Annotated in this window: 21 protein-coding genes; 1 reads left to right on the forward strand and 20 read right to left on the reverse strand. The window is 65.4% G+C overall.

Going from position 1 to position 24,555, the window contains the following annotated elements; all coding sequences use genetic code 11:
- Window positions 1–34 precede the first annotated feature (34 nt).
- The 4 genes from VQ067_RS23530 to VQ067_RS23545 form a co-directional block, all read right to left on the reverse strand.
- Window positions 35–670 carry a glutathione S-transferase family protein gene (locus VQ067_RS23530; RefSeq protein ID WP_015503525.1) on the reverse strand — a complete coding sequence of 212 codons (636 nt, stop codon included), beginning with the start codon at window positions 668–670 and terminating at the stop codon, window positions 35–37.
- Between the two features lie 120 nt (window positions 671–790).
- Complete coding sequence (argJ, locus tag VQ067_RS23535) at window positions 791–2,008, reverse strand: bifunctional glutamate N-acetyltransferase/amino-acid acetyltransferase ArgJ (RefSeq protein WP_003110156.1); 1,218 nt, start codon at window positions 2,006–2,008, stop codon at window positions 791–793.
- A gap of 146 nt (window positions 2,009–2,154) precedes the next feature.
- Window positions 2,155–4,905, reverse strand: a complete 2,751-nt coding sequence (secA, locus tag VQ067_RS23540) for a preprotein translocase subunit SecA (protein WP_003110155.1) — start codon at window positions 4,903–4,905, stop codon at window positions 2,155–2,157.
- 133 nt (window positions 4,906–5,038) lie between these two features.
- On the reverse strand, window positions 5,039–5,962 hold the full coding sequence (locus VQ067_RS23545; RefSeq protein WP_003094103.1) for a M23 family metallopeptidase: 924 nt from the start codon (window positions 5,960–5,962) through the stop codon (window positions 5,039–5,041).
- 80 nt (window positions 5,963–6,042) lie between these two features.
- On the opposite strand from VQ067_RS23545, the gene VQ067_RS23550 reads away from it, so the two are divergent.
- Window positions 6,043–6,504 carry a DciA family protein gene (locus tag VQ067_RS23550; RefSeq protein WP_003094105.1) on the forward strand — a complete coding sequence of 154 codons (462 nt, stop codon included), beginning with the start codon at window positions 6,043–6,045 and terminating at the stop codon, window positions 6,502–6,504.
- 60 nt (window positions 6,505–6,564) lie between these two features.
- Here the strand turns inward: VQ067_RS23550 and lpxC are convergent, their stop codons facing one another.
- The 16 genes from lpxC to mraZ all read right to left on the reverse strand — a co-directional run bounded on the left by lpxC (window position 6,565) and on the right by mraZ (window position 24,318).
- Window positions 6,565–7,476, reverse strand: coding sequence for a UDP-3-O-acyl-N-acetylglucosamine deacetylase (gene lpxC / locus VQ067_RS23555; protein ID WP_003094111.1), 912 nt, complete (start codon window positions 7,474–7,476; stop codon window positions 6,565–6,567).
- A 112-nt stretch (window positions 7,477–7,588) separates the two neighbouring features.
- Window positions 7,589–8,773 carry a cell division protein FtsZ gene (gene ftsZ, locus VQ067_RS23560; protein ID WP_003103118.1) on the reverse strand — a complete coding sequence of 395 codons (1,185 nt, stop codon included), beginning with the start codon at window positions 8,771–8,773 and terminating at the stop codon, window positions 7,589–7,591.
- Between the two features lie 50 nt (window positions 8,774–8,823).
- Entirely contained in the window at window positions 8,824–10,077 is a 1,254-nt protein-coding gene (ftsA, locus tag VQ067_RS23565; protein ID WP_003094115.1) for a cell division protein FtsA, read from the reverse strand.
- 21 nt (window positions 10,078–10,098) lie between these two features.
- Complete coding sequence (locus VQ067_RS23570) at window positions 10,099–10,962, reverse strand: cell division protein FtsQ/DivIB (protein WP_003094118.1); 864 nt, start codon at window positions 10,960–10,962, stop codon at window positions 10,099–10,101.
- 3 nt (window positions 10,963–10,965) lie between these two features.
- Window positions 10,966–11,925 (reverse strand): D-alanine--D-alanine ligase, encoded by a 960-nt coding sequence (locus tag VQ067_RS23575; RefSeq protein ID WP_003103113.1) that lies wholly within the window; start codon window positions 11,923–11,925, stop codon window positions 10,966–10,968.
- Window positions 11,922–13,364, reverse strand: a complete 1,443-nt coding sequence (gene murC / locus VQ067_RS23580; RefSeq protein ID WP_003094121.1) for a UDP-N-acetylmuramate--L-alanine ligase — start codon at window positions 13,362–13,364, stop codon at window positions 11,922–11,924. Before murC ends, VQ067_RS23575 begins: the two co-directional genes overlap by 4 nt.
- Entirely contained in the window at window positions 13,357–14,430 is a 1,074-nt protein-coding gene (murG, locus tag VQ067_RS23585) for an undecaprenyldiphospho-muramoylpentapeptide beta-N-acetylglucosaminyltransferase (protein ID WP_033991148.1), read from the reverse strand. The genes murC and murG overlap by 8 nt, the downstream gene beginning before the upstream one ends.
- Window positions 14,420–15,619 carry a putative lipid II flippase FtsW gene (gene ftsW, locus VQ067_RS23590; RefSeq protein ID WP_003094125.1) on the reverse strand — a complete coding sequence of 400 codons (1,200 nt, stop codon included), beginning with the start codon at window positions 15,617–15,619 and terminating at the stop codon, window positions 14,420–14,422. The genes murG and ftsW overlap by 11 nt, the downstream gene beginning before the upstream one ends.
- Window positions 15,619–16,965: a UDP-N-acetylmuramoyl-L-alanine--D-glutamate ligase gene (gene murD / locus VQ067_RS23595; protein ID WP_003103104.1), complete on the reverse strand. Its 1,347-nt coding sequence runs from the start codon at window positions 16,963–16,965 to the stop codon at window positions 15,619–15,621. The genes ftsW and murD overlap by 1 nt, the downstream gene beginning before the upstream one ends.
- Before the next feature lie 13 nt (window positions 16,966–16,978).
- Complete coding sequence (gene mraY, locus VQ067_RS23600) at window positions 16,979–18,061, reverse strand: phospho-N-acetylmuramoyl-pentapeptide-transferase (RefSeq protein WP_003094129.1); 1,083 nt, start codon at window positions 18,059–18,061, stop codon at window positions 16,979–16,981.
- The gene (locus VQ067_RS23605; RefSeq protein ID WP_003094130.1) at window positions 18,061–19,437 is read right to left on the reverse strand and encodes a UDP-N-acetylmuramoyl-tripeptide--D-alanyl-D-alanine ligase; all 1,377 of its coding nucleotides are present in this window, start codon (window positions 19,435–19,437) and stop codon (window positions 18,061–18,063) included. The genes mraY and VQ067_RS23605 overlap by 1 nt, the downstream gene beginning before the upstream one ends.
- On the reverse strand, window positions 19,430–20,893 hold the full coding sequence (locus VQ067_RS23610) for a UDP-N-acetylmuramoyl-L-alanyl-D-glutamate--2,6-diaminopimelate ligase (protein WP_003094133.1): 1,464 nt from the start codon (window positions 20,891–20,893) through the stop codon (window positions 19,430–19,432). Before VQ067_RS23610 ends, VQ067_RS23605 begins: the two co-directional genes overlap by 8 nt.
- Window positions 20,893–22,632 (reverse strand): peptidoglycan D,D-transpeptidase FtsI, encoded by a 1,740-nt coding sequence (gene ftsI / locus VQ067_RS23615; RefSeq protein WP_340080920.1) that lies wholly within the window; start codon window positions 22,630–22,632, stop codon window positions 20,893–20,895. Before ftsI ends, VQ067_RS23610 begins: the two co-directional genes overlap by 1 nt.
- Window positions 22,629–22,922: a cell division protein FtsL gene (ftsL, locus tag VQ067_RS23620; RefSeq protein WP_003094142.1), complete on the reverse strand. Its 294-nt coding sequence runs from the start codon at window positions 22,920–22,922 to the stop codon at window positions 22,629–22,631. Before ftsL ends, ftsI begins: the two co-directional genes overlap by 4 nt.
- The gene (rsmH, locus tag VQ067_RS23625) at window positions 22,919–23,860 is read right to left on the reverse strand and encodes a 16S rRNA (cytosine(1402)-N(4))-methyltransferase RsmH (RefSeq protein WP_019485797.1); all 942 of its coding nucleotides are present in this window, start codon (window positions 23,858–23,860) and stop codon (window positions 22,919–22,921) included. The genes ftsL and rsmH overlap by 4 nt, the downstream gene beginning before the upstream one ends.
- A 2-nt stretch (window positions 23,861–23,862) precedes the next feature.
- Window positions 23,863–24,318: a division/cell wall cluster transcriptional repressor MraZ gene (gene mraZ / locus VQ067_RS23630; RefSeq protein ID WP_003103101.1), complete on the reverse strand. Its 456-nt coding sequence runs from the start codon at window positions 24,316–24,318 to the stop codon at window positions 23,863–23,865.
- Window positions 24,319–24,555: the final 237 nt, after the last annotated feature.

Genomic DNA, 24,555 nt, shown 5'->3' on the forward strand with positions numbered 1-24,555 from the left:
GCCGTCACGCACCGCCGGAAGCGGCGGACGGCCATCAACTACCGGCCTGCTCGCGCAATGCCGCGTCGTACCAGGCGCGGAACGCAGGCCACTGATAAATCGTCTCGACATAGGTCCGGGCGATATCCGGCAACTCCACCGCATAACTGCGGAAACGCGCCGCCACCGGTGCGTAGAACGCATCCGCCAGGCTGGCGTGGCCGAACAGGAACGGACCGTCCTGGCCGAAGCGCCGCCGGCAATCCGCCCAGGCTTCGCAGATACGTTGAATATCCTGTCGTGTCGCCTCGGACAATTCCACCAATGGCTGCTGGCGCCGCAGGTCCATCGGCAGCTCGCCGCGCAACGCGGCGAAACCGCTGTGCATTTCCGCGCAGACCGAACGGGCCAGCGCCCGCGCCGCCTCGCCGCGCGGCCACAGGTGGGCCTCGGGGAAGCGCTCGGCGAGGTACTCGGCGATGGCCAGGGAATCCCAGATGTCGCCATCCTCGCTTTTCAGCAAGGGCACCTTGCCGGTCGGCGAATATTGCAGGATCCGCTCCCGGCTATCGGGCCGCCCCAGCGGGACGAGTATCTCGTCGAACGCCGCCCCGCTCATGCGCAGGGCCAGCCAGCCCCGCAGCGACCAGGACGAGTCATTGCGATTGCCAATCACGATGGTCAGGGCCATGCGCCTCTCCTCTTCGGCCGCCCGACGCGGACGGCCATGCACCAGAGAACTTAAGAGGCGCACGGACCGATGGCAAATTCCCGATTTTCATCCATCGATGAAGGATCGGAATGCCTGGCTTCAGGTGCGGTACTCTGCGTTGATCTTCACGTATTCGTGGGACAGGTCGGTGGTCCAGATGGTCTCGCTGCAGGTGCCGCGTCCCAGTTCGATGCGGATGCCGATCTCGGCCTGGGCCATCACCGCCGCGCCCTGCTCCTCGGTGTAACTGGCCGCCCGGCCGCCACGGCTGGCGATACAGACGTCGCCAAGGAACACGTCGATCTTGCTCACGTCCAGATTGGCCACGCCGGCACGTCCGACCGCGGCGAGGATGCGTCCCCAGTTCGGGTCGGAGGCGAACAGCGCGGTCTTGATCAGCGGCGAGTGGGCCACGGCATAGCCGACATCCAGGCACTCCTGGTGGGTGGCGCCGCCGTTGACCTGGACAGTGACGAACTTGGTCGCGCCCTCGCCGTCGCGAACGATGGCCTGGGCCAGCTCCATGGAAACCTCCAGTACCGCTTGCTTCAACGCGGCGAACAGCGCGCCGCTGGCCTGGGTGACTTCCGGCAGCGCCGCGCGACCGGTGGCGATCAGCATGCAGCAGTCGTTGGTGGAGGTATCGCCGTCGATGGTGATGCGGTTGAAGGACTTGTTGGCGGCATCGCGCAACAGATCCTGCAACACGCCCTGGGCGACCTTGGCGTCGGTGGCGATATAACCGAGCATGGTCGCCATGTTCGGCTTGATCATCCCGGCGCCCTTGCTGATCCCGGTGACGGTCACGGTCACGCCATCGTGCACGAACTGGCGGCTGGCGCCCTTGGGCAGGGTATCGGTGGTCATGATCCCCGCGGCAGCTTCGGCCCAGCGGTCCTCGGCCAGGTCGGCGAGGGCCGCAGGCAACGCCGCCTCGATCTTGGCCACCGGCAGAGGCTCGCCGATCACCCCGGTGGAATATGGCAGCACCGAAGTCTCGGCGACCCCGGCCAGTTCGGCGAGCTTGGCGCAGGTTTGCGCGGCGGCGGCGAGGCCGGCCTCGCCGGTACCGGCGTTGGCGTTGCCGGTATTGGTCAACAGGTAGCGCACCTCACCGAGGAAACGCTGCTTGGCCAGGGTCACCGGCGCGGCACAGAACGCGTTCAGGGTGAACACCCCGGCCACGCTGGAGCCTTCGGCGCAGCGCATGACCACCACGTCTTTGCGCCCCGGTCGCTTGATGCCGGCGGAAGCGATGCCGAGTTCGAAACCGGGGACCGGGTGCAGGGTGGACAGGGGGCCAAGACCGACAGCCATGGGAACGCGCTCCTTTACCAAACAGTGGACTCGATGCCGTCTGCGACGGCGTGACGGAAAACGCATCGGCGCCGGTCTGGCGCCAATTCGAACAAACGCCGCGAGCGGCAGGACCGGTCGCGGCGTTGGTGAACCAGGCGGGAAGCTTAGTCCAGCTGCCCGTGGCAGTGCTTGTATTTCTTGCCGGAACCGCACGGGCAAGGCTCGTTGCGGCCGATCTTCTGCTCGTTGCGCACAGGCTCGAGCGGCACGACCGGAGCCGGGCCCTCGGGAAGCGCTTCTTCCTCGCCGGCCACGGCCTGCTCCATCGAGGGAGCCTCGGCGTGCTGGAACTGCATGCGCTTGGCCAGTTCCTCGGCCTCGCGACGCAGGCGGGCCTCCTCTTCGGCCGGGTCTTCGCGACGGACCTGGACGTGGGACAGCACGCGGATGGTGTCGCGCTTGATCGAGTCCAGCAGCTCCTGGAACAGGGTGAAGGACTCGCGCTTGTATTCCTGCTTCGGATTCTTCTGCGCGTAGCCACGCAGGTGGATGCCGTGCCGCAGGTGGTCCATGGTCGACAGGTGGTCCTTCCACAGGTCATCCAGTACCCGCAGCAGCATCTGCTTCTCGAAGGCGCGCAGGGCTTCGGCGCCGGCCAGCTCTTCCTTCTCGTAGTAGGCGGCGACGATCTGCTCGAGGATCTTGCTACGCAGGGTTTCCTCGTACAACTTGTCGTCTTCGTCCAGCCACTGCTGGATCGGCAGGCGTACGGCGAAGTCGCTGTACAGCGCGGCCTCCAGGCCTTCGATGTCCCACTGCTCGGGCAGCGACTGCGGCGGAATGTGTTGGTTGATGGTGGCGCTGAGGGTTTCCTCGCGGAACTCCTTGATGGTCTCGCCCACGTCCTCTGCCGACAGCAGGGTGTTGCGCATGTGGTAGATCACCTTGCGCTGCTCGTTGGCTACGTCATCGAATTCCAGCAGTTGCTTGCGGATGTCGAAGTTGCGCCCTTCGACCTTGCGCTGGGCCTTCTCGATGGCGTTGGTCACCATGCGGTGCTCGATCGCCTCGCCGGACTGCATGCCCAGCGCCTTCATGAAGTTCTTCACCCGGTCGGAGGCGAAGATCCGCATCAGGTTGTCTTCCAGCGACAGGTAGAAGCGGCTGGAACCCGGGTCGCCCTGACGACCGGCACGGCCGCGCAACTGGTTGTCGATCCGGCGGGATTCGTGGCGCTCGGAGGCGATCACGTGCAGGCCACCCGCCTCGATCACCTGCTGGTGGCGCTTCTGCCATTCGGCCTTGATCTGGGCGATCTGCTCCTCGGTGGGGTTCTCCAGGGCCGCGACTTCGACTTCCCAGTTGCCACCGAGGAGGATGTCGGTACCGCGGCCGGCCATGTTGGTGGCGATGGTCACCGAACCGGGCGCGCCAGCCTGGGCGATGATCTCGGCTTCCTTCTCGTGGTACTTGGCGTTGAGCACCTTGTGCTCGATGCCTGCCTCTTGCAACAGCTTGGAAACGTACTCGGAACTCTCGATCGACGCGGTGCCGACCAGGATCGGCCGGCCGAGGGCCTGGCACTGCTTGATGTCGGTGATGATCGCCGCGTACTTCTCTTCCTGGGTCAGGTAGACCAGGTCGTTGAAGTCCTTGCGCGCGATCGGCCGGTGGGTCGGGATCACCACCACGTCGAGACCGTAGATCTGGCGGAACTCGAAGGCCTCGGTATCGGCGGTGCCGGTCATGCCGGCCAGCTTGTTGTACAGGCGGAAATAGTTCTGGAAGGTGGTGGAGGCCAGGGTCTGGCTCTCGGCCTGGATCGGCAGGCCCTCCTTCGCTTCGATGGCCTGGTGCAGGCCCTCGGACAGGCGACGGCCAGGCATGGTGCGGCCGGTGTGCTCGTCGATCAGGAGGATCTGGTCGCCCTGGACGATGTACTCGACGTTGCGGTGGAACAGGGTGTGCGCGCGCAGCGCTGCGTAGACGTGGGTCAGCAGGCTCAGGTTGTGCGCCGAGTAGAGGCTCTCGCCTTCGCCGAGCAGGCCGTTCTGGCTCAGCAGGTCCTCGATGAACTGGTGGCCCTGCTCGTTGAGTTCGACCTGGCGGGTCTTCTCGTCGATGCTGTAGTGGCCTTCCTCGGTCGGCTTGCCCTCGACCTCTTCGACCTGGCGCTTGAGACGCGGGATCAGCTTGTTGATCTTGATGTACAGCTCGGAGCTGTCTTCGGCCTGGCCGGAGATGATCAGCGGGGTACGCGCCTCGTCGATGAGGATCGAGTCCACTTCGTCGACCACGGCGAAGTTCAGCTCGCGCTGGAACTTGTCGTCCAGGCTGAAGGCCATGTTGTCGCGCAGGTAATCGAAGCCGAATTCGTTGTTGGTGCCGTAGGTGATGTCGGCGGCGTAGGCGGCGCGCTTGTCTTCCGGCGGCTGGAAGGGAGTGACCACGCCGACGCTGAGACCGAGGAACTCGTACAGCGGGCGCATCCAGTTGGCGTCGCGGCGCGCCAGGTAGTCGTTCACCGTGACCACGTGCACGCCCTTGCCGGACAGCGCGTTGAGGTAGACCGGCAGGGTGCCCACCAGGGTCTTACCCTCGCCGGTACGCATTTCGGCGATCTTGCCGTCGTGCAAGGTCATGCCGCCGATCAGCTGGACGTCGAAGTGGCGCATGCCCATCACCCGCTTGCCAGCCTCGCGAACCACGGCGAAGGCTTCGGGCAGCAATTGGTCGAGCGTTTCGCCCTTGGCGTAGCGCTGCTGGAATTCAGCCGTTTTCGCCTTCAACTGCTCGTCGGAGAGCGCCACCATCTGGGGCTCGAGCGCATTGATGGCCTGTACAGCCTTGGCCATGCGCTTTACATCACGCTCGTTCTTGCTTCCAAAGAGTTTCTTCAACAAAGGCGCAAACATATCGACTTGGTCATCCACACGTGGGGAATGGAAGGCTCACCCATCCGGCGGCCCGTGCCGATCAACGGCATGAAAGGGAACATTCTACCCGGAAACGGGTATGAGAAAAGTACAGCAGATCAATGCGCATCGCTCACTCGGAAACAGACGCGCGTGCGATGAAGCTTTGCGGATTCATTACCCGGCCATCCTTCATCACTTCGAAATGTACGTGGTAGCCGGTGGAGCGTCCGGTGCTGCCGACCTTGGCCAGCACCTGGCCGCGCTTGACCAGGTCACCGACCTCGACCAGGTTCTTCTGGTTATGGGCATACAACGTGGTGTAGCCATCGGCGTGCCCGACCTCGACCACGTTGCCATAGCCGTTCTTGCGCCCGGACCAGGTCACCACCCCCGCCGCCACGGCCACCACGTCGCTGCCGGCCGGCGCGGCGAAGTCGATGCCCTTGTGCATGCTCAGGCGGCCGCTCACCGGATTGACCCGGCGCCCGAACGGCGAGGAGATGTAGCCCTGGCGCACCGGCTGGCCGGCCAGGTAGGTCGACTGGCTGATGTGCTTGTCGGCGAGCAGTTGCTCCAGCACCTCGAGCTGCTGCTCGCGGGTATCCAGGCGTGCCGCCAGTTCGTCCAGCGTCGCCATGAACGACGGCGGGGCATAGGCGCTGCCCTCCAGCGGTTCGTCGACGCCACCCTGGCCGACGCTCAGGGAGAAGTCGAACTCGTCGGGGTCGACGTCGGCCAGCTCGGTGAGACGTTCGCCGAGGGCATCCAGCCGAACCAGGCGCGCCTGCAGTTCGCCGAGATGCACGCTCAGTGCGTCCATCTGCCGCTGCGCGTCCTCGCGGGCGCTGCTGATCTCGGCGCTCTGCGCCTGCAGCGCGGCATCGACTTCGATGCCGGCCACCGGAGCCGGCGCGCGGAACAGCCAGGCGCCCATGAAGCCCCCGGCCAACAGGCTGGCACCGACCACGCAGGCCCCGGCCAGCATCAGCAACCGCGGCTGCAGATGGACGGAGCGAGCGGCCCCATGGTGCCGGCTCAGAAAAATGATGTGCATGACTTATCCTTCATACGGGCCGGCAGTAGCGAAACGCTTTCTGCTACCATTCCGACTCAGTAACCCCCAGGCTTCCCGCCATGTCTTTTCGTCCCTTGCCCGCCCAGGCATCGACCCAGTTGCTGCGCCAGGCCAGGCCGCTGCAGATGCTGTTCGCCGAAGCCCAGCGCATCTGCCGCCTGCAGCAACTGCTGGAAAGCCAGTTGCAACCGGCGGCGCGCCCGTACTGCCATGTGGCTTCGTGGCGCGGCGGTTGCCTGCTGCTGATCGTCACCGATGGCCACTGGGCCACACGCCTGCGCTATCAGCAGCGGCGCCTGCAGCGGCAGCTGCAGGCTTTCGAAGAATTCGCGAACTTAGCGAAAATCCTTTTCAAGGTGCAACCCACCACGTCCACACAACGTGCGGCACGTCGCAGCTTGACCCTGTCTGCCGTCGCGGCGGAAAACCTTCGCGAATCCGCCGACATCGTCGGCAATCCACGCCTGCGGGAAGCGCTCGAGCGGTTGGCAAGCCGCGCCGAGAAAAGCCGGCAAGAATAAATCCCGAAATAAAAAGAGGCCACCCTGAGGTGGCCTCCAAATATGGAAAGGAGAGTTTTCCTACACTGCCGCCGCCGGGCGCATATAGGAAATAGGCGCGGTACGCGCGTCTTCGAAGGTCACCACTTCCCAAGCATCCTTGTCTGCGATCAACGTACGCAGCAGTTGGTTGTTCAGGGCATGGCCGGACTTGAAGCCACGGAACTCGCCGATAAGACTGTTGCCGAGCAGATACAGGTCGCCGATGGCATCCAGGATCTTGTGCTTGACGAACTCGTCCTCGTAACGCAGGCCGTCTTCGTTGAGCACGCGGTTCTCGTCGACCACGATCGCGTTCTCCACGCTACCGCCGAGTGCCAGGTTCTGCGAACGCAGGTACTCGATGTCGCGCATGAACCCGAAGGTACGGGCGCGGCTGACCTCCTTGACGAAGGAAGTACTGGAGAAATCGACCGAGGCCTGCTGGGTGCGACCACGGAAGACCGGATGATCGAAATCGATCTCGAAGCTGACCTTGAAGCCGTCGAACGGAACGAAGACGGCGCGCTTGTCGCCCTCTTCCACGCTGACTTCGCGCTTGATGCGGATGAACTTCTTGGCAGCTTCCTGCTCTTGCAATCCGGCGGACTGGATCAGGAATACGAACGGACCAGCGCTGCCATCCATGATCGGCACTTCCGAAGCGGACAGCTCGACGTAGGCGTTGTCGATACCCAGGCCGGCCATGGCCGAGAGCAGGTGCTCCACCGTATCCACTTTGACGTCACCCTTGACCAGGGTGGTCGACATGGTGGTTTCGCCGACGTTCTCGGCCCGGGCCGGGATTTCCACTACCGGATCCAGGTCGGTGCGGCAGAACACGATACCGGTGTCCACCGGCGCCGGTTTCAGGGTCAGGTAAACCTTTTCCCCCGAGTGCAGACCGACGCCAGTAGCCCGGATGATGTTCTTCAAGGTGCGTTGTTTGATCATGGCTTTGGCCGCTTAAGCGCTGACTGCGAACTGTTTTCAACAATGGCCGGCGATGATAGCAGAACCGGCCTTTGCTGAACACCAATCACATCTCTACTCCTGATTAATTACTTCAATCGGCCTGACGACGCAGGAACGCCGGGATATCCAGGTAATCCAGGTCATCCTGCGGGTTCAGCTTGGCCGCGGTCGCCGCGCTGCCGTGAGACTGGTTGCGCATCACGGTAGGACGGTCGAGGTCGCGGTAGTTCACCGACTGCTGCTCGCGCTGGGCCGGTGCGGCTGCCTGGGTTGCGCTGCCCTGCACGGTGTTGTCGACGACCTTCACCGGTTTCTCCAGGCGCGCGCCCAGGCCGGTGGCGACTACGGTGACGTGCAGCTCATCGCGCATGTCCGCGTCGATCACGGTGCCCACCTTCACAGTGGCGTGCTCGGAAGCGAACTGTTCGATGATGTTGCCGACATCGGAGTACTCGCCCAGGGACAGGTCCGGACCCGCGGTAATGTTCACCAGGATGCCGCGCGCGCCCTGCAGGTTGACGTCTTCCAGCAGCGGGTTGCGGATTGCCGCTTCGGTGGCCTCGCGGGCACGGTTCGGACCGCTGGCGCAGCCGGTACCCATCATCGCCATGCCCATTTCGCTCATGACGGTCTTCACGTCGGCGAAGTCGACGTTGATCATGCCCGGACGCTTGATGATGTCGGAGATACCGCGCACGGCACCGGCCAGCACGTCATCGGCCTTGGCGAAGGCAGCCAGCAGGCTGGCGTCCTTGCCGAGGATGGTCAGCAGCTTCTCGTTCGGGATGGTGATCAGCGAATCGACGCTCTCGGCCAGCGCGCGGATGCCCTCGTCGGCGATCTGCATGCGCTTGCGACCTTCGAACGGGAACGGACGGGTCACCACCGCGACGGTGAGGATGCCCATTTCCTTCGCCACTTCGGCGATGATCGGCGCGGCGCCGGTACCGGTGCCGCCACCCATGCCGGTGGTGATGAAGACCATGTCGGCGCCTTCCAGCACTTCGGAAATGCGCTCGCGATCTTCCAGAGCCGCCTGACGACCGACTTCCGGATTGGCGCCGGCACCCAGCCCCTTGGTGACGCCCGGGCCGAGTTGCAGAACGGTGCGCGCCGCGATGTTCTTCAGCGCTTGTGCGTCGGTGTTGGCGCAGATGAACTCGACGCCCTCGACGTTGTTCTTGGCCATGTGATTGACGGCGTTGCCGCCACCACCACCTACACCGATCACTTTTATGACGGCGGTTTGTGCGATGTTATCGACCAGTTCAAACATTTCCCCTCTCCTTCCTTTCTAGTTTTGTCGCCTACTGTTACCGCGTTGAATCAGAAATTGCCCTGGACCCAGCGTTTGAGCCGCTCCAGGACAGGTGCCTTGGGTTCGTCGCTGCTGTAGCTGCTGCCTGACACAGACATCGACATGCCATCGGACTGCTTCTGCAGTCCGTACATCAGCAGGCCGACGCCCGTCGAATAGATCGGGTTGCGCACCACGTCGGTGAGGCCCTTCACGCTATACGGCACGCCGAGGCGTACCGGCATGTGGAAGATTTCCTCGGCCAGCTCGACCGCGCCTTCCATCTTCGAGGTGCCGCCGGTGAGGACGATCCCGGCCGGGATCAGGTCCTCGTAGCCGCTGCGGCGCAGCTCGGCCTGGACCAGGGTGAACAGCTCGTCGTAACGAGGCTCGACCACTTCGGCCAGGGCCTGGCGCGACAGTTCGCGCGGCGGCCGGTCGCCGACGCTGGGCACCTTGATGGTCTCGCCGGCACCGGCCAGCTTGGCCAGGGCGCAGGCGTAGCGGATCTTGATCTCTTCCGCGTACTGGGTCGGCGTCCGCAGGGCCATGGCGATGTCATTGGTGACCTGGTCGCCGGCGATCGGGATCACCGCGGTATGGCGGATCGCGCCTTCGGTGAAGATCGCGATATCGGTGGTGCCGCCGCCGATATCCACCAGGCACACGCCCAGTTCCTTCTCGTCCTCGGTCAGCACCGAATAGGCCGAGGCCAACTGCTCGAGGATGATGTCGTCGACCTCGAGGCCGCAGCGGCGCACGCACTTCTCGATGTTCTGCGAGGCATTCACCGCGCAGGTCACCACGTGCACCTTGGCTTCCAGGCGCACCCCGGACATGCCCAGCGGCTCGCGCACGCCTTCCTGGTTATCGATCACGTAATCCTGGGCCAGGGTATGCAGCACCCGCTGGTCCGCCGGGATCGCCACCGCCTGGGCGGCATCCAGTACCCGTTCGATATCCGCCGGGTTCACCTCGCGATCGCGGATCGCCACGATGCCGTGGGAATTGAGGCTGCGGATGTGGTTGCCGGCGATGCCGACGAACGCCGAGTGGATACGGCAACCGGCCATCTGCTGGGCCTCGTCGATGGCGCGCTGGATCGACTGCACGGTGGACTCGATGTTCACCACCACGCCCTTCTTCAGGCCGCGGGACGGATGAGTACCGATGCCAACGACCTCCAGCTGGCCATCGGCCGTCACCTCGCCCACCAGCGCCACCACCTTGGAGGTACCGATGTCGAGGCCGACGATCATCTTGCCGCTCTGCACGCTTGCCATGGTTATTACTGTCTCCTCAACTCACTGCACGGCGCTGGCCGTGGCCACCGTCGCGGGCGTGACCGGCTCGCGCCACGCAACGGCGAGGCCGTTGGGGTAACGCAGGTCGATCCGCGCAATGTTCGAAATCTGATCTTTGAGTGCCTTGTCGTAGATGCTTACGAAGCGGCGAATCTTGTCTACCACGTGGTCGCGCCCGATCTGGATCTCGACGCCCTGGGCCGTGGTCAGCGCCCAACCGCCGCGATCGCTCATTTCCAGGCGGGCGATGGAGAACCCGAGGGGACGCAGCAACTGGCTGAGCAACTGGTATTGCTGCATCACCTGCTGTTGCGCCCGCTGTGGACCATGCAAGCGGGGCAGATGTTCATAATTCGCCAGCTCCTTTGGCGTAAAAGCCTGTCCCTGGTTGTTCAGCAGCGCTTCGTCGCCCCACCGGGCGATCGGCAGTTGCTCGTCCAGGCGGATCACCACCTGGTCCGGCCACACCCGGCGCACCTCGGCGTGGGCGATCCAGGGCATCTGTTCCAGTTGCCCGCGCATGCCCGCCAGGTCGATGGTGAAGAAGCTCGCCGCCAGGTACGGGGAAATCCGCTGCTGCACCGCGCGCTGGCTGATGTAGCTGAGGTCGCCCTCGACACTGACCTTGGCGATCGGCCGGTCGGCGTACGGCAGGATGTACTCGGCGCCGCGATAGGCGCCATAGCCGAGAACGGCCAGCAACAGCGGCCAGGCCAGGTACTTGAGGAAACTGAAGTCGGCTTTCGGCAGGCGCACGCTCAGCGGTTCCTTGGCCACCAGACGGCTGGCGCCGCGCGGCATCGGCTTGCGCGGAGCGCGGCCGAGTCCGCCGGGTTGCTGATGACGGAGCAGTACGCCGTTCATGGCTTATCCCCTCGCCTCGCGGCTATCGGCCAGGATCGCCAGCACCAGTTGCTGGAAATCCAGGCCGGCGGCCCGCGCGGCCATAGGCACCAGGCTGTGGTCGGTCATGCCTGGTGCGGTGTTGACTTCAAGCAGCCAGAAACGCCCTTCGGCGTCCTGCATCACGTCCGCCCGCCCCCAGCCCTGGATGCCCAGGGCGTCGCAGGCGCGCGCGGTGAGTTCCTTCAGCTCGCGTTCCTTGGCCTCGTCGAGACCGCAGGGCACCTGGTAGCGGGTATCGCTGGCCAGGTACTTGGCGTCGTAGTCGTAGAAGGTGTGCGGCGTGCCCAGGCGGATCGCCGGCAGCACCTGCCCGCGCAAGGTCGCCACGGTGAATTCCGGGCCGCTGATCCACTGCTCGACCAGCACCTGCGAGTCGTAGCGGGCCGCTTCGCGCCACGCCGCGATCAATTCGTCTAGCCCGCCGACCTTGGCCATGCCGATGCTCGAGCCTTCGTGAGCCGGCTTGACGATCAGCGGGAAACCCAGTCGCTGCGCCGCTTCGCGGCAGTCATCCTCGCTGGCCAACACCGCGTAGTCCGGGGTCGGCAGGCCGAGGCTGAGCCAGACCCGCTTGGTCCGCAGCTTGTCCATCGCCAGCGCCGAGGCCAGCACGCCGCTGCCGGTGTAGGGAATGCCCGCGCACTCGAGCAGGCCCTGCATGCTGCCATCCTCGCCGCCACGACCATGGAGAATGATGAAGGCGCGGTCGATCTTCTCCTCGACCAGGCGTTGCAGCAGGTCTTCGCCGACATCGATGCCGAAGGCATCGACCCCGGCGGCCAGCAGGGATTGCAGGACCATCGCGCCGGACTTCAGCGACACCTCGCGCTCGGCGCTCTTGCCGCCGAACAGCACGGCAACGCGGCCGAACGCCTTGGGATCCTGGGTGCCGTTCAGCAGGCTATCGAGGCAAAGGTTCATGCGCCCTTCCCTCCCTTGCCGGCGAACAGCGGGTTCTTGATCAGTTGCGGGGCCAGGCCGCCGACATCGCCAGCGCCCTGGCAAAGCAGGATGTCGCCAGCGCGCAGCAGCGGCTTGACCAGCGGCGCCAGGTCGGCGTCGCGCTCGAAGTAGATCGGGTCGAGCTGGCCGCGCTGGCGGATGCTGTGGCACAGCTGGCGGCTGTCGGCTCCCGGGATCGGCTCTTCGCCGGCCGGATAGACCTCCATCAACAGCAGCACGTTGGCTTCGCCCAGCACCTGCACGAAGTCTTCGTACAGGTCGCGGGTACGGGTATAGCGATGCGGCTGGTAGACCATCACCAGGCGACGCTCCGGCCAACCGCCACGGATCGCCTTGATCACCGCGGCGACTTCGCGCGGATGGTGGCCGTAGTCGTCCACCAGCATCACGCTGCCACCCTCGACCTGCAGCTCGCCGTAGACCTGGAAGCGCCGGCCTACGCCCTGGAAGCCGGACAGCCCCTGGACGATGGCTTCGTCGGAGATGCCCTCGTCGGTAGCGATGACGATGGTCGCCAGGGAATTCAGCACGTTGTGCAGGCCGGGCATGTTCACCGAGACGTCCAGCGGCTCGCGCTCCGGGCGCAACACGGTGAACCAGGTGCGCATGCCTTCCTGGCGGATGTTGATCGCGCGCACGTCGGCGTCTTCGCTGAGGCCGTAGGTCACGGTCGGACGGGCGATCTGCGGGAGGATCTCGCGCACCACCGGGTCATCCACGCACATTACTGCCAGTCCGTAGAACGGCAGGTTGTGGAGGAACTCGACGAAGGTCTTCTTCAGCTTGTTGAAGTCGCCGCCGTAGGTCGCCATGTGGTCGGCGTCGATATTGGTGACCACCGCGACCATCGGTTGCAGGTGCAGGAAGCTGGCGTCGCTCTCGTCGGCCTCGGCCACCAGGTAGCGGCTGGCGCCGAGCTGGGCGTTGGTCCCGGCGGCGTTCAGCCGACCGCCGATGACGAAGGTCGGGTCCAGGCCGCCGGCGGCGAACACCGAGGCGATCAGGCTGGTAGTGGTGGTCTTGCCGTGGGTGCCGGCTACCGCGATGCCGTGCCGGTAGCGCATCAGCTCGGCGAGCATCTCCGCACGCGGCACCACCGGAATCCGCCGTTCCAGGGCCGAGGCCACTTCCGGGTTGGCCCGGTTGATGGCACTGGACACCACCAGCACGTCGGCGCCGTCGGCGTTTTCCGCCTGGTGGCCGATGAAGATCTGCGCGCCGAACTTCTCCAGGCGCTCGGTCACCGCCGAGGCCTTGAGGTCCGAGCCGGATACCTCGTAGCCGAGGTTCAGCAGCACTTCGGCGATCCCGCACATGCCGGCGCCGCCGATGCCGACGAAATGGATGCGGCGGATACGGCGCATGGTCCGGGTGACGCCATTCGGTTCTTTAACCACGGGCCACCTCCAGGCAGGCATCGACCACCGTCCGGGTAGCCTCGGGTTTCGCCAGGCTGCGTGCCTGGTCTGCCATGGAGCGCAGGGTTTCGGGATGCATCAGGACCTCGGACAGCTGCGCGGCCAGTTCGGCCGCGCCGGTAGACTTTTGCGGCAGCAGGCGGCCGGCGCCGCTGCGTACCAGGAATTCGGCATTGCGGGTCTGGTGATCGTCGATCGCGTGAGGCAACGGCACCAGGAAGGCGGGTAATCCCGCCGCCGTCAGCTCGCTGACGGTCAGCGCGCCGGCGCGGCAGATCACCAGGTCGGCCCAGGCGTAGGCCGCGGCCATGTCGCTGATGAAGGGCGCGACGTCCGCTTCGACCGCCACTGTGCGATAACGCTCGGCGGTAATCTCGGCATGCTGACGACCGGCCTGATGGCGGATTGCCGGACGGATTTCCAGCGGCACCTGCGCGAGGGCCTCTGGCAACAGCTTGTTCAGCGGTTCCGCGCCAAGGCTGCCGCCGAGCACCAGCAGATTGACCCGACGGCCGGTCAGCGGCGCGCGGGCGTGCGCGTCGAGGAACAGCTCGCCGCGCACCGGATTGCCGGTGGTCAGACGCTTGTCGCTGGCCGGGAAGGTATCCGGGAATGCCTCGCAGACGCGCCTGGCGATCGGCGCCAGGCTGCGGTTGGCGGTGCCGGCCACGGCGTTCTGCTCGTGGATCACCAGCGGCACGCCGTTGAGGCGCGCGGCCAGGCCGCCCGGGCCGGTGACATAGCCACCCAGGCCGAGCACGCAGACCGGCCTCAGCTGGCGGATCAGCCGCAGCGCCTGGAACAGCGACTTGAGCAGTTCCAGCGGCGCCTTGACCAGCGACTTCAGGCCCTTGCCGCGCAGCCCGCTGACCTGGATCAGGTGCAATGGCAGGCCGGCCTTGGGTACCAGGTCATTCTCGATGCCGCGCGGCGTCCCCAGCCAGTGCACGGCATAGCCGCGCGCCTGGAACTCCCCCGCACAGGCGAGCGCCGGGAACACGTGTCCGCCGGTGCCACCCGCCATGATCAGGACATTACCTTTCATCGGCAAAGTCCTCTTCGTTGAACTCATATTCCTCGCTACCCAGGTGGGTTCGCCGTTCCCATTCGATGCGCAGCAACATCCCCAGACAGGCACAGCAGATCACCAGCGAACTGCCGCCGTAGCTGAGGAACGGCAGGGTCAGGCCCTTGGTCGGCAGCAGGCCGACGTTCACCCCGATGTTGATCAGGAACTGGCCGATCCAGAGGAAGGCCAGGCCGTAGGCCACGTAGGCGGAGAAGAACTGCTTGGCCTGCTCGGCCCAGATGCCGATGTACAGCGCGCGCAGGCTGACGAACACGAACAGGGCGACGGTCGCCAGGGCGCCGACGATGCCCAGCTCCTCTGCAAGCACGGCGAAGACGAAGTCGGTGTGCGCCTCCGGCAGGTAGAACTGCTTCTGGATGCTGTTGCCCAGTCCCATGCCCAACCAGCCGCCGCGGCCGAAGGCGATCAGCGCCTGGCTCAACTGATAGCCGGCGCCGAACTGGTCGGCCCAGGGGTCGGTGAAGTTGGTCAGGCGTGCCATCCGGTAGGGCTGGGTCTGGATCAGCAGGACCACCGCGCCGACCGCCAGCAGCACCATCAGGCCGAAGCGGAACAGCCCCACCCCGCCGAGGAACAGCATGGCCGCGGCAGCGCCCATCATTACCACGGTGGCGCCGAAGTCCGGCTCGCGCAGCAGCAGGCCGGCCATCGGCAGCAACACCACGAAGGGCTTGAAGAAGCCCATCCAGCTTTCCCGGACCTCCTGCTGGCGGCGGATCAGGTAGCCGGCCATGAAGATCACCACGCAGACCTTGGCGATCTCCGAAGGCTGGATGTTGAACAGGCCGAAGCCGATCCAGCGCATCGAGCCGTTCACCTCGCGGCCGATACCGGGGGTGATCACCAGCACCAGCAGGCCGAAGGCGACCAGCAACAGCTTCCAGCCCCAACGCTGCCAGGTGGCCATCGGGACCATCATGGTCAGGCCGCAGGAAATCAGGCCGATCACCAGGTAGATCAGGTGACGGACGGAGAAGTACAGCGGGTTGCCCGACTGCGCCGCCGCCACCTCGGAAGAGGCGGAAGTCACCATCACCAGGCCGAGGCCGAGCAGCGCCAGGCAACCCGCCAGCAGCGGGAAGTCCAGGTCGATGCCGTGCCGGCTCAACAGCGGCGACGGGAAGGGGCGCAACACCGACAGCATCACGCTAGCTCCTCTACGGCTTTGGCGAACAGGCGTCCGCGTTCTTCGAAGTTCTTGAACATGTCCAGGCTCGCGCAGGCCGGCGACAACAGCACCGCATCGCCTTCGCGGGCCAGCTCGGCGGCCTGCCGGACTGCTTCGTCCAGCGTTGCGACGCGCACCAGCGGTACCGCGTTGCCCAGTGCCTGGGCAATCAGCCCGGCGTCACGGCCAAGCAGTACCACCGCCCGGCAGAAGCGCGCGACCGGCTCGCGCAGGTCATGGAAATCGGCGCCCTTGCCGTCTCCGCCGGCGAGCAGCACCAGCTTGCCGTCGATGTCGGCACCCAGCCCCTCGATCGCCGCCAGGGCGGCGCCGACGTTGGTGGCCTTGGAATCGTCGTAGTAGCTCACGCCCTGCCGCTCGCGTACCCACTGGCAGCGATGAGCCAGGCCGGAAAACGCCTTCAGCGCGCCGAGCATGGCGTCGAACGGCAGGCCGACCGCATGGCCCAGCGCCAGCGCGGCGAGCGCGTTGGAATAGTTGTGGGCGCCACGGATCTTCAGTTCGCCGACCGGCAGCAGCTTGTCGAACTGGAACGCCAGCCACTTCTGGCCGTCTTCCTCGATCAGGCCGAAAGCCTTGAAGTCCGGCTTGTTCAGGCCGAACGACCAGCACGGCACGGTATCGGCGATCAGCGGTCGGGTCAGGGCATCGGCGCGATTCACCACGACCTGGCGGGCACCGCGGAAGATCCGGTGCTTGGCCAGGTGGTAGTCAGCCATGCCGTCGTAGCGATCCATATGGTCTTCGCTGACGTTCAGCACGGTCGCCACCTCGGCGTTGAGGCGATCGCAGGTTTCCAGCTGGAAGCTCGACAGCTCCAGCACGTACAGCTCGATATCGTCGGCCAGCAGGTCGAGCGCCGGGGTGCCGAGGTTGCCGCCGACGGCGACACGCTTGTCCGCGGCCACCGCCATTTCGCCCACCAGGGTGGTCACGGTGCTCTTCGCGTTGGAACCGGTGATGGCGACGATCGGGGCCTTCGCCTCGCGGGCGAAGAGATCGATGTCACCGGAGATGCGCACGCCTTTCGCGGCGGCCTGTACCAGCGCAGGGGTGCGCAGCGACAAGCCGGGGCTGACGTAGAGTTCGCGGGCGGAGCAGAGGAACTCGGCGTCGAGTTCGCCGCAACGCACTTCCACCTGCGGATACTGGGCACGCAGGGTGGCCAGCTCCGGCGGGTTCTCTCGGGTATCGACCACGGCGAAAGGCAAGCCGCGGCGCGCCAGGTAGCGCACCAGGGACATGCCGCTCTTGCCGAGGCCGACAACGATGCGGAAGTGGTCGGAGGCGATCAGGCTCATGCTCTCTTCGTCCTCAACGCAGCTTCAAGGTGGCGAGGCCGATCAGCACCAGGATCACGGTGATGATCCAGAAGCGCACGATCACGCGCGGCTCCGGCCAGCCTTTCAGTTCGAAATGGTGATGGATCGGCGCCATGCGGAAGACGCGGCGTCCGGTCAGCTTGAAGGAAGCGACCTGGATCATCACCGAGAGGGTTTCCATGACGAACACCCCACCCATGATGAACAGCACGATCTCCTGGCGCACGATCACCGCGATGGTGCCCAGCGCGGCGCCCAGCGCCAGCGCGCCGACGTCGCCCATGAAGACCTGCGCCGGATAGGTGTTGAACCAGAGGAAGCCGAGGCCGGCGCCGACCAGCGCGGCGCAGAACACGATCAGCTCGCCGGCGCCCGGTACGTTGGGAATCAGCAGGTACTCGGCGAACTTCACGTTGCCCGACAGGTAGCAGAAGATGCCCAGCGCGCCGGCAACCATTACCGTCGGCATGATCGCCAGGCCGTCGAGACCGTCGGTGAGGTTCACCGCATTGCTCGAACCGACGATGACGAAGTAGGTCAGGACCACGAAGAAGATGCCCAACTGGATCTCGACGCTCTTCAGCATCGGCACGATCAGGGTGGTCTCGATCGGGGTTTCGGCAGTCATATAGAGGAACACGGCGGCGCCGATGCCAAACACCGACTGCCAGAAGTACTTCCAGCGGCTCGGCAGGCCGCGGGAGTTCTTCTCGATCACCTTGCGGTAGTCGTCCACCCAGCCGATGGCACCGAACAGCAGGGTAACGACCAGCACCACCCACACGTAGCGGTTGGAAAGATCCGCCCACAGCAGCGTGCTGATGGCGATGGCGGTAAGGATCAGGGCGCCGCCCATGGTCGGGGTGCCCTTCTTCGACAGGTGCGACTGCGGACCGTCGTTGCGCACGGCCTGGCCGATCTGGCGGATCTGCAAGGTACGGATCATCCAGGGCCCCAGCCACAGCGACAGCGACAGCGCGGTGAGCACGCTGAGAATGCCGCGCAGGGTCAGGTACTGGAAGACGCCGAAGCCCTTGTAGAACTGTTGCAGGTATTCGGCCAGCAGCAGGAGCATTAGTGACTCTCCTCGGAGGAACCGCACAGCGCCGCGACGACTTTGTCCATCGCCGCGCTGCGGGAACCCTTGATCAAAATGGTGGTTGTCGGTTGTTCGGTGGCCAGCGCCCCGATCAGGCTGGCCTGGTCGGCGAAGTGCCGGCCCGTGGCGCCGAACGCCTGTACGGCGTGGGCCATCAGCGGTCCGACCGCATAGAGCGCGGACACCTTGCCAGCGGCGTAGGCGCCCACCTCGCGGTGGGCCTGCTCGGCCCAGGAACCGAGTTCGCCCATGTCTCCGAGGACCAGGACGGTGCGCCCGGAAAAGCCGCTCAGTATATCAATCGCCGCCAGCATTGACGCGGGGTTGGCGTTGTAGCTGTCGTCTATCACACGCAGCCCGCTGGCGGTCAGTTGCGCTACCGCGCGGCCCTTGACCGGCTGCAGCGCCTGCAGCCCGGCGACGATCCCATCCAGCGGCACGCCCAGTGCATGGGCGGCAGCGGCGGCAGCCAGGGCATTGGCGACATTGTGCCGCCCCAGCAGGTTGAGCTGGACCTGCGCTTCACCCGCTACGCCCTGCAGCCTGAAGCCCATGCAGCCGCGCGCATCGCGCTGCAGATCGGCGGCGCGGAAATCGGCCTGGGGCCGGTCGAGGGAGAAAGTCAGCAACGGACGGCCGCTGGCACGGGCCTTCCAGGTGTCGAAGGCCTTGTCGTCCAGGTTCAGCACGGCGGTGCCGTCGGCGGCCAGCCCTTCGAGTATCTCGCCCTTCGCCTCGACGATCTTCTCCGGTCCGCCGAACTCGCCGACATGGGCGGTGCCGGCATTGGTGATGATCGCCACGTGCGGGCGGGTCAGCTCGACCGTGTAGGCGATCTCGCCGATGCGCGAGGCGCCCAGTTCGATCACTGCGCTACGGTGCTGCGGCGCCAGTTGCAGCAGGGTCAGCGGTACGCCGAGGTCGTTGTTCAGATTGCCACGGGTAGCCAGCACCGACTCGGCATCGCCGGCCTGGGTACGCAGGATGCTGGCGAGCATCTCCTTGACCGTGGTCTTGCCGCTGGAGCCCGTCATGGCCGCCAGCGGGCCGGTGAACTTGCGCCGGTTCAGCGCGCCCAGTCGCCCCAGGGCCGCACGGGTATCGCGCACCAGCAATTGCGGCAGGGGCGCGTCGGCGACTTCGCGCTCCACCAGCGCAGCCACCGCGCCCTTGGCGGCAACCTCGGAGAGATAGTCGTGGCCGTCGAAACGCGGCCCACTCAGGGCAATGAACAGTTGGCCGGGCCCGATGGCGCGACTGTCGGTAGAAACCGCCGAAAAGACGGCGTCCTCGCCGATCAGGCGGGCGTCCAGCGCGACCGTCAACTGGCTGAGGCGAAGAGGCTCAAGCATGCGGCACCTCCCAGGCGGCCAGGGCGCGCTCGGCCTGCTCGATGTCGGAGAACGGATGGCGTACGCCGTCGATCTCCTGATAATCCTCGTGACCCTTGCCAGCCAGGAGCACCACGTCATCCACCGCAGCGGAAGCGATCAGATGGGCGATCGCCTCACCGCGCGACGGCAGGAAGGTAACCTTGTCAGCGGCAGCGAAGCCTTTGCGGATATCGGCGATGATCGCCGCACTGGCCTCGGTGCGCGGGTTGTCGTCGGTGACCAGCACCCCATCCGCCAGGCGTTCGGCGATCGCAGCCATCAACGGACGCTTGCCGGCATCGCGATCGCCACCGCAGCCGAACAGGCACAGCAGGCGCGCGGCCGCGTGCGGACGCAGGGCCTCCAGGACTTTTTCCAGGGCGTCGGGAGTATGCGCGTAGTCCACCACCACCAGCGGCTTGTCGCCGCCTCCCAGGCGCTGCATGCGGCCGACCGGCCCCTGCAGTTGCGGCAAGGTGCGGAGGATATCGCCCAAGGGATAACCCAGGCCAAGCAACGCACCGACCGCCGCCAGCAGGTTGCTCAGGTTGAAGCGGCCGAGCAATGGGCTGCGCAGCAGGCCCTCGCCGTGCGGAGTGACCAGTGCCGCCTCGATGCCGGCGTCGCCGAAGCGCGCTTCGCGGCAATAGAGGAACGCCGAGCTGTCGGTGAGGCTGTAGGTGATCAGCTCCGAGTCCTGTTCCTCGCCGGCCAGTCGACGGCCGAAATCGTCGTCCAGGTTGATCACCCGGCAGCGCAGGCCCGGCCAGGCGAACAGCTTGGCCTTGGCGGCGGCATAGGCTTCCATCGAGCCGTGATAGTCGAGGTGGTCGCGGGACAGATTGGTGAACACCGCGATATCGAAACCGAGCGCCGCCACGCGGCCCTGGTCGAGGCCGTGGGAAGACACTTCCATCGCTACCGCGCGGGCGCCGGCCTGCTTCAGCGTGGCCAGCGTGGCTTGCACCGCGAGCGGGTCCGGCGTGGTGTGCCGGCCGCTCTCCAGGGCGCCGTAGAAACCGGTGCCGAGGGTGCCGACGATGCCGCAGCGCTCGCCGAGCAGATCCAGGGCCTGGGCCACCAGTTGGCTGACGCTGGTCTTGCCGTTGGTGCCGGTGACGCCGATCAGGTCCAGCCCGCGGCTCGGCTCGCCGTAGAAACGCCCGGCGACCGCCGACAGTTGCGCGGCCAGCCCCTTCACCGCGATCAGCGGCGCATCGCTGGGCGGCAACTCTCCGGCGCCTTCCGCCTCGTAAGCCACGGCAGCCGCGCCCTTGGCCAGGGCATCGGCGATGTGCGCACGACCATCCTGGCGCCCGCCCGGCACCGCCAGGAACAGGTCGCCCGGACGAACGCCGCGGCTATCCAGGGTCAGCTCGCGGATCAGCAGATCGCGCTCGGCCTGGGGAAACAGTTGGTTCAGGCTCATAGGCATCAGCCACGCCCTCCTTTTGCGGGCGCAGCATTGACCTGCTGCTGTTCGGTGGCCGTCGGCAGGTTATCCGGCGGCACGTTCATCAGGCGCAGCGCGCCAGCCATGACCTTACTGAACACCGGCGCCGACACCAGGCCGCCGAAGTAGCCCGCCTTGCTCGGCTCGTCGATCACCACGACCATCGCGATGCGCGGATCGGTGGCCGGGGCGAAACCGGCGAACAGCGAGCAATAGGCGTTTTCCCGGTAGCCCTTGGTGCCGACCGAGACCTTGCGCGCGGTCCCGCTCTTGCCGGCGGCGTGGTAACCCGGCACCTGGGCGCGGAACACCCCGCCCTGGGCCTCGACCACTTGTTGCAGCATGCCCTGCACGGTGGAAGCCACTTCAGGCGAGATCACCTGCACACCATCCGGCACGCGGTCGACTCGGGTCATGCTCAGCGGCACGCTCTTGCCGTCGTTGGCCAGGGCCGCATAGGCATGCGCCAACTGGATCGCGGTTACCGAGAGACCGTAGCCGTAGGCCAGGGTCGCGGTTTCCGCCTTCGGCCACTTGCGGTGGTTGGGCAGGTTGCCGACGCGCTCGCCGGGGAAGCCCAACCCCGTGTCCTGCCCGAGACCGACCTGTTGCATGACCGAGTAGATGGATTCGGCGCCGATGTCGAAGGCGATCTTGATGATGCCGACGTTGCTCGACTTGATCAGGATGCCGGTGAGATCGAGTTGCCGCGAATTGCGCGATACGTCGCGAATGGTGTAGCGGCCGATCTGCAGGGTGCCCGGGTAGACGTCGACGATATCGCTGGGTTTCCAGCGCCCGCTGGCCAGCGCCGCGCTCATCGAGAACGGCTTGACCGTCGAGCCCGGCTCGAACACGTCGATCATCGCCCGGTTGCGCATGGCCGCCGGCTGCAGGTTACGACGATTGTTCGGGTTGTAGGTGGGCTGGTTGGTCATGGCCAGGATCTCCCCGGTCTTCACGTCCATGATCACCAAGCTGCCGGCCTTGGCGCCGTTTTCCAGCAGAGCGTTGCGCAGTTCGCGATGAGCCAGGTACTGCAGGCGCAGGTCGATGGACAGCGCAAGGGTCTTGCCCGGTTTGGCATTCTTGGTGACCTGCACGTCCTTGATCACGCGGCCACGGCGATCCTTGAGCACCTGGCGCTTGCCCGGCACGCCGGCCAGCCATTCGTCGAAAGCCAGCTCGATACCTTCGCGACCACGGTCGTCGACATCGGTGAAGCCGACCGCATGGGCCACCACTTCGCCAGCCGGGTAAAAACGCCGAAACTCCTCGATGGAGTACACGCCGGGCACCTTCAGGGCGATCACGCCTTCGCCCTGCTCCGGGGTCAGCCCACGGACCAGATAGATGAACTCGCGCTCGGCGTTCTGCTCGATGCGGTCGGCGAACAGCTTGGTATCCTGCCCGAGCGCCGCCGCCAGTTGCGGCCAGCGTTCCTTGGCGGTCATCAGCTCCTTGGGGTTGGCCCACAGGGTGGTGACCGGGGTGCTCACCGCCAGCGGTTCGCCGTTGCGGTCAGTGATCAGGCCCCGGTGCGCAGGGATGGCGATATGCCGCACGCTACGCGCGTCGCCCTGGCCCTTGAGGAAGTCATGGTCGATCACGTGCAGGTCGACGATTCGCCAGACGATGGCGCCGACCATCGCCAGCAGCAGGCCGACGATCACGCAGAACCGCCATGGGTAGAGAGCGCCCTGGAAATAATTCAGTTTCATGGCGCCACCATCCTGACCTCGGCCGGGTCGGGAACGCGCATGCGCAACTGTTCCACCGCCAGGCTTTCGATACGGCTATGGGCGGTCCAGGTGCTCTGCTCGAGAATCAACCGGCCCCACTCGGCCTGCGCCTTGTCGCGCACACTCAGCTCGGAATACAGCGAGTTGAGCAGTTGCCGGTTCCAGTAGGTGCTGTAGGCCACGGCAATCGCCGAGAGCAGCAGACCTATATAAAGCAGCAACATGAGGAAGCTGCCGGTAGGCAGGCGCTTGACGAAGAGACGGCTCATCTCAGCTTCTCCGCCACGCGCATGACCGCGCTGCGCGAGCGCGGGTTGGCCTTGAGTTCTTCTTCCGAAGCGTACTGCGGCTTGCCCAGCAGCTTCAGGCGCGGTTCGAAGACCTTGGAACGGATCGGCAGGTCGCGCGGCAGGTTGTCCGCCTCGCCCTTGGCGTGCTTGCGCATGAACAGCTTGACGATGCGGTCTTCCAGGGAATGGAAACTGATCACCACCAGGCGGCCGCCGACGGCCAGCGATTCGAGCGCGGCGTCAAGGCCGCGCTCGAGATCGCCCAATTCATTGTTCACATGGATGCGCAGGCCCTGGAATGCGCGGGTCGCCGGATTCTTACCCTTCTCCCAGGCGGGGTTGGCAACCGTGATCACTTCGGCCAGATCGGCGGTCCGTTCGAACGGGCGCTCCTGGCGGCGCTGCACGATGGCGCGGGCCATCCGCTTGGCGAAGCGCTCTTCGCCATATTCCTTGAAGACCCGGGCGATTTCCTCTTCGGCGGCATTGGCGATGAACTCCGCTGCGCTGATGCCCTGGCCGGGATTCATGCGCATGTCCAGGGGACCATCGTTGAGGAAGCTGAAGCCGCGCTCGGGATCGTCGAGTTGCGGCGACGACACGCCAAGGTCGAGCAGGACGCCATCGACCCGACCTTCGAGACCGCGTGCGCGCACCTCATCGCCCAGTTCGGCGAACGAGCGCTGCACAATGACGAAGCGGCCGTCTTCGGCCGCCAATGCTTTTCCTGTCTGGATGGCCTGGGGATCTTTGTCGAATCCGAGCAGGCGTCCCCCGGTGCCCAGTTTCTCGAGCAAGGCTCGACTATGGCCCCCTCTTCCGAAGGTACCGTCCAGATAGCAGCCGTCCTCCCGCGGGGCCAGTGCGGAAACGGCCTCCTCGAGCAGAACGGTGATATGGCGGTAGGTGGCATTCATAGTCAAAGGATCAGGTCGCGTAGTTCGTCCGGCAGCCCACCGGGTTGTTTGATTGCCGCCAGGTCGGCTTCAGCCATGGCGTTCCAGGCATCCTCATCCCACAACTGAAACTTGTTCAGTTGCCCCACCAGCATCGCCCGCTTGTCCAGCTTGGCGTACTCGCGCAGGCGCGGCGGAATCAGGAAACGCCCGTTTCCGTCCAGTTCCAGATCGACGGCATTACCGATCAGCAGCCGCTGCAGGCGCCGCGTTTCTTCTCGCAAAGAAGGCAGCTCGCGCAGCTTGGCTTCGATCAGTTCCCATTCGGGCAAGGGGTAAACGGTGAGGCAGGGGTCGACTGCGTCGATAGTGACGATGAGCTGGCCGGCACAACGCGAAACGAGCTCGTCACGATACCGACTCGGCATCGCGAGGCGCCCTTTGGCGTCAAGACTTATGGCATTAGCTCCGCGAAACACGTCAGCGCTTCCCCTGTGGTTGGCTTTCCATGCCAATTGATCCCACTTTTACCCACTTCATACCACTTCTGCACACTATAGAAATCCACACTCCCCACCGTCAAGGCGCGTCAGAAGTGAAAAATCCTTACAGGACGGAGATTTAGCGTGCTTTTGGAAGGTTGCGGAGCGCTTTTAGAAGTAAAAGAGATGACAAAACACAATAAGTCCAAAGTCTTAGCCTTCGAACTTAAAGTG

Source organism: Pseudomonas sp. KBN12P06040 (genome assembly GCF_037574965.1).
Classification (GTDB): Bacteria; Pseudomonadota; Gammaproteobacteria; order Pseudomonadales; family Pseudomonadaceae; genus Pseudomonas; species Pseudomonas aeruginosa.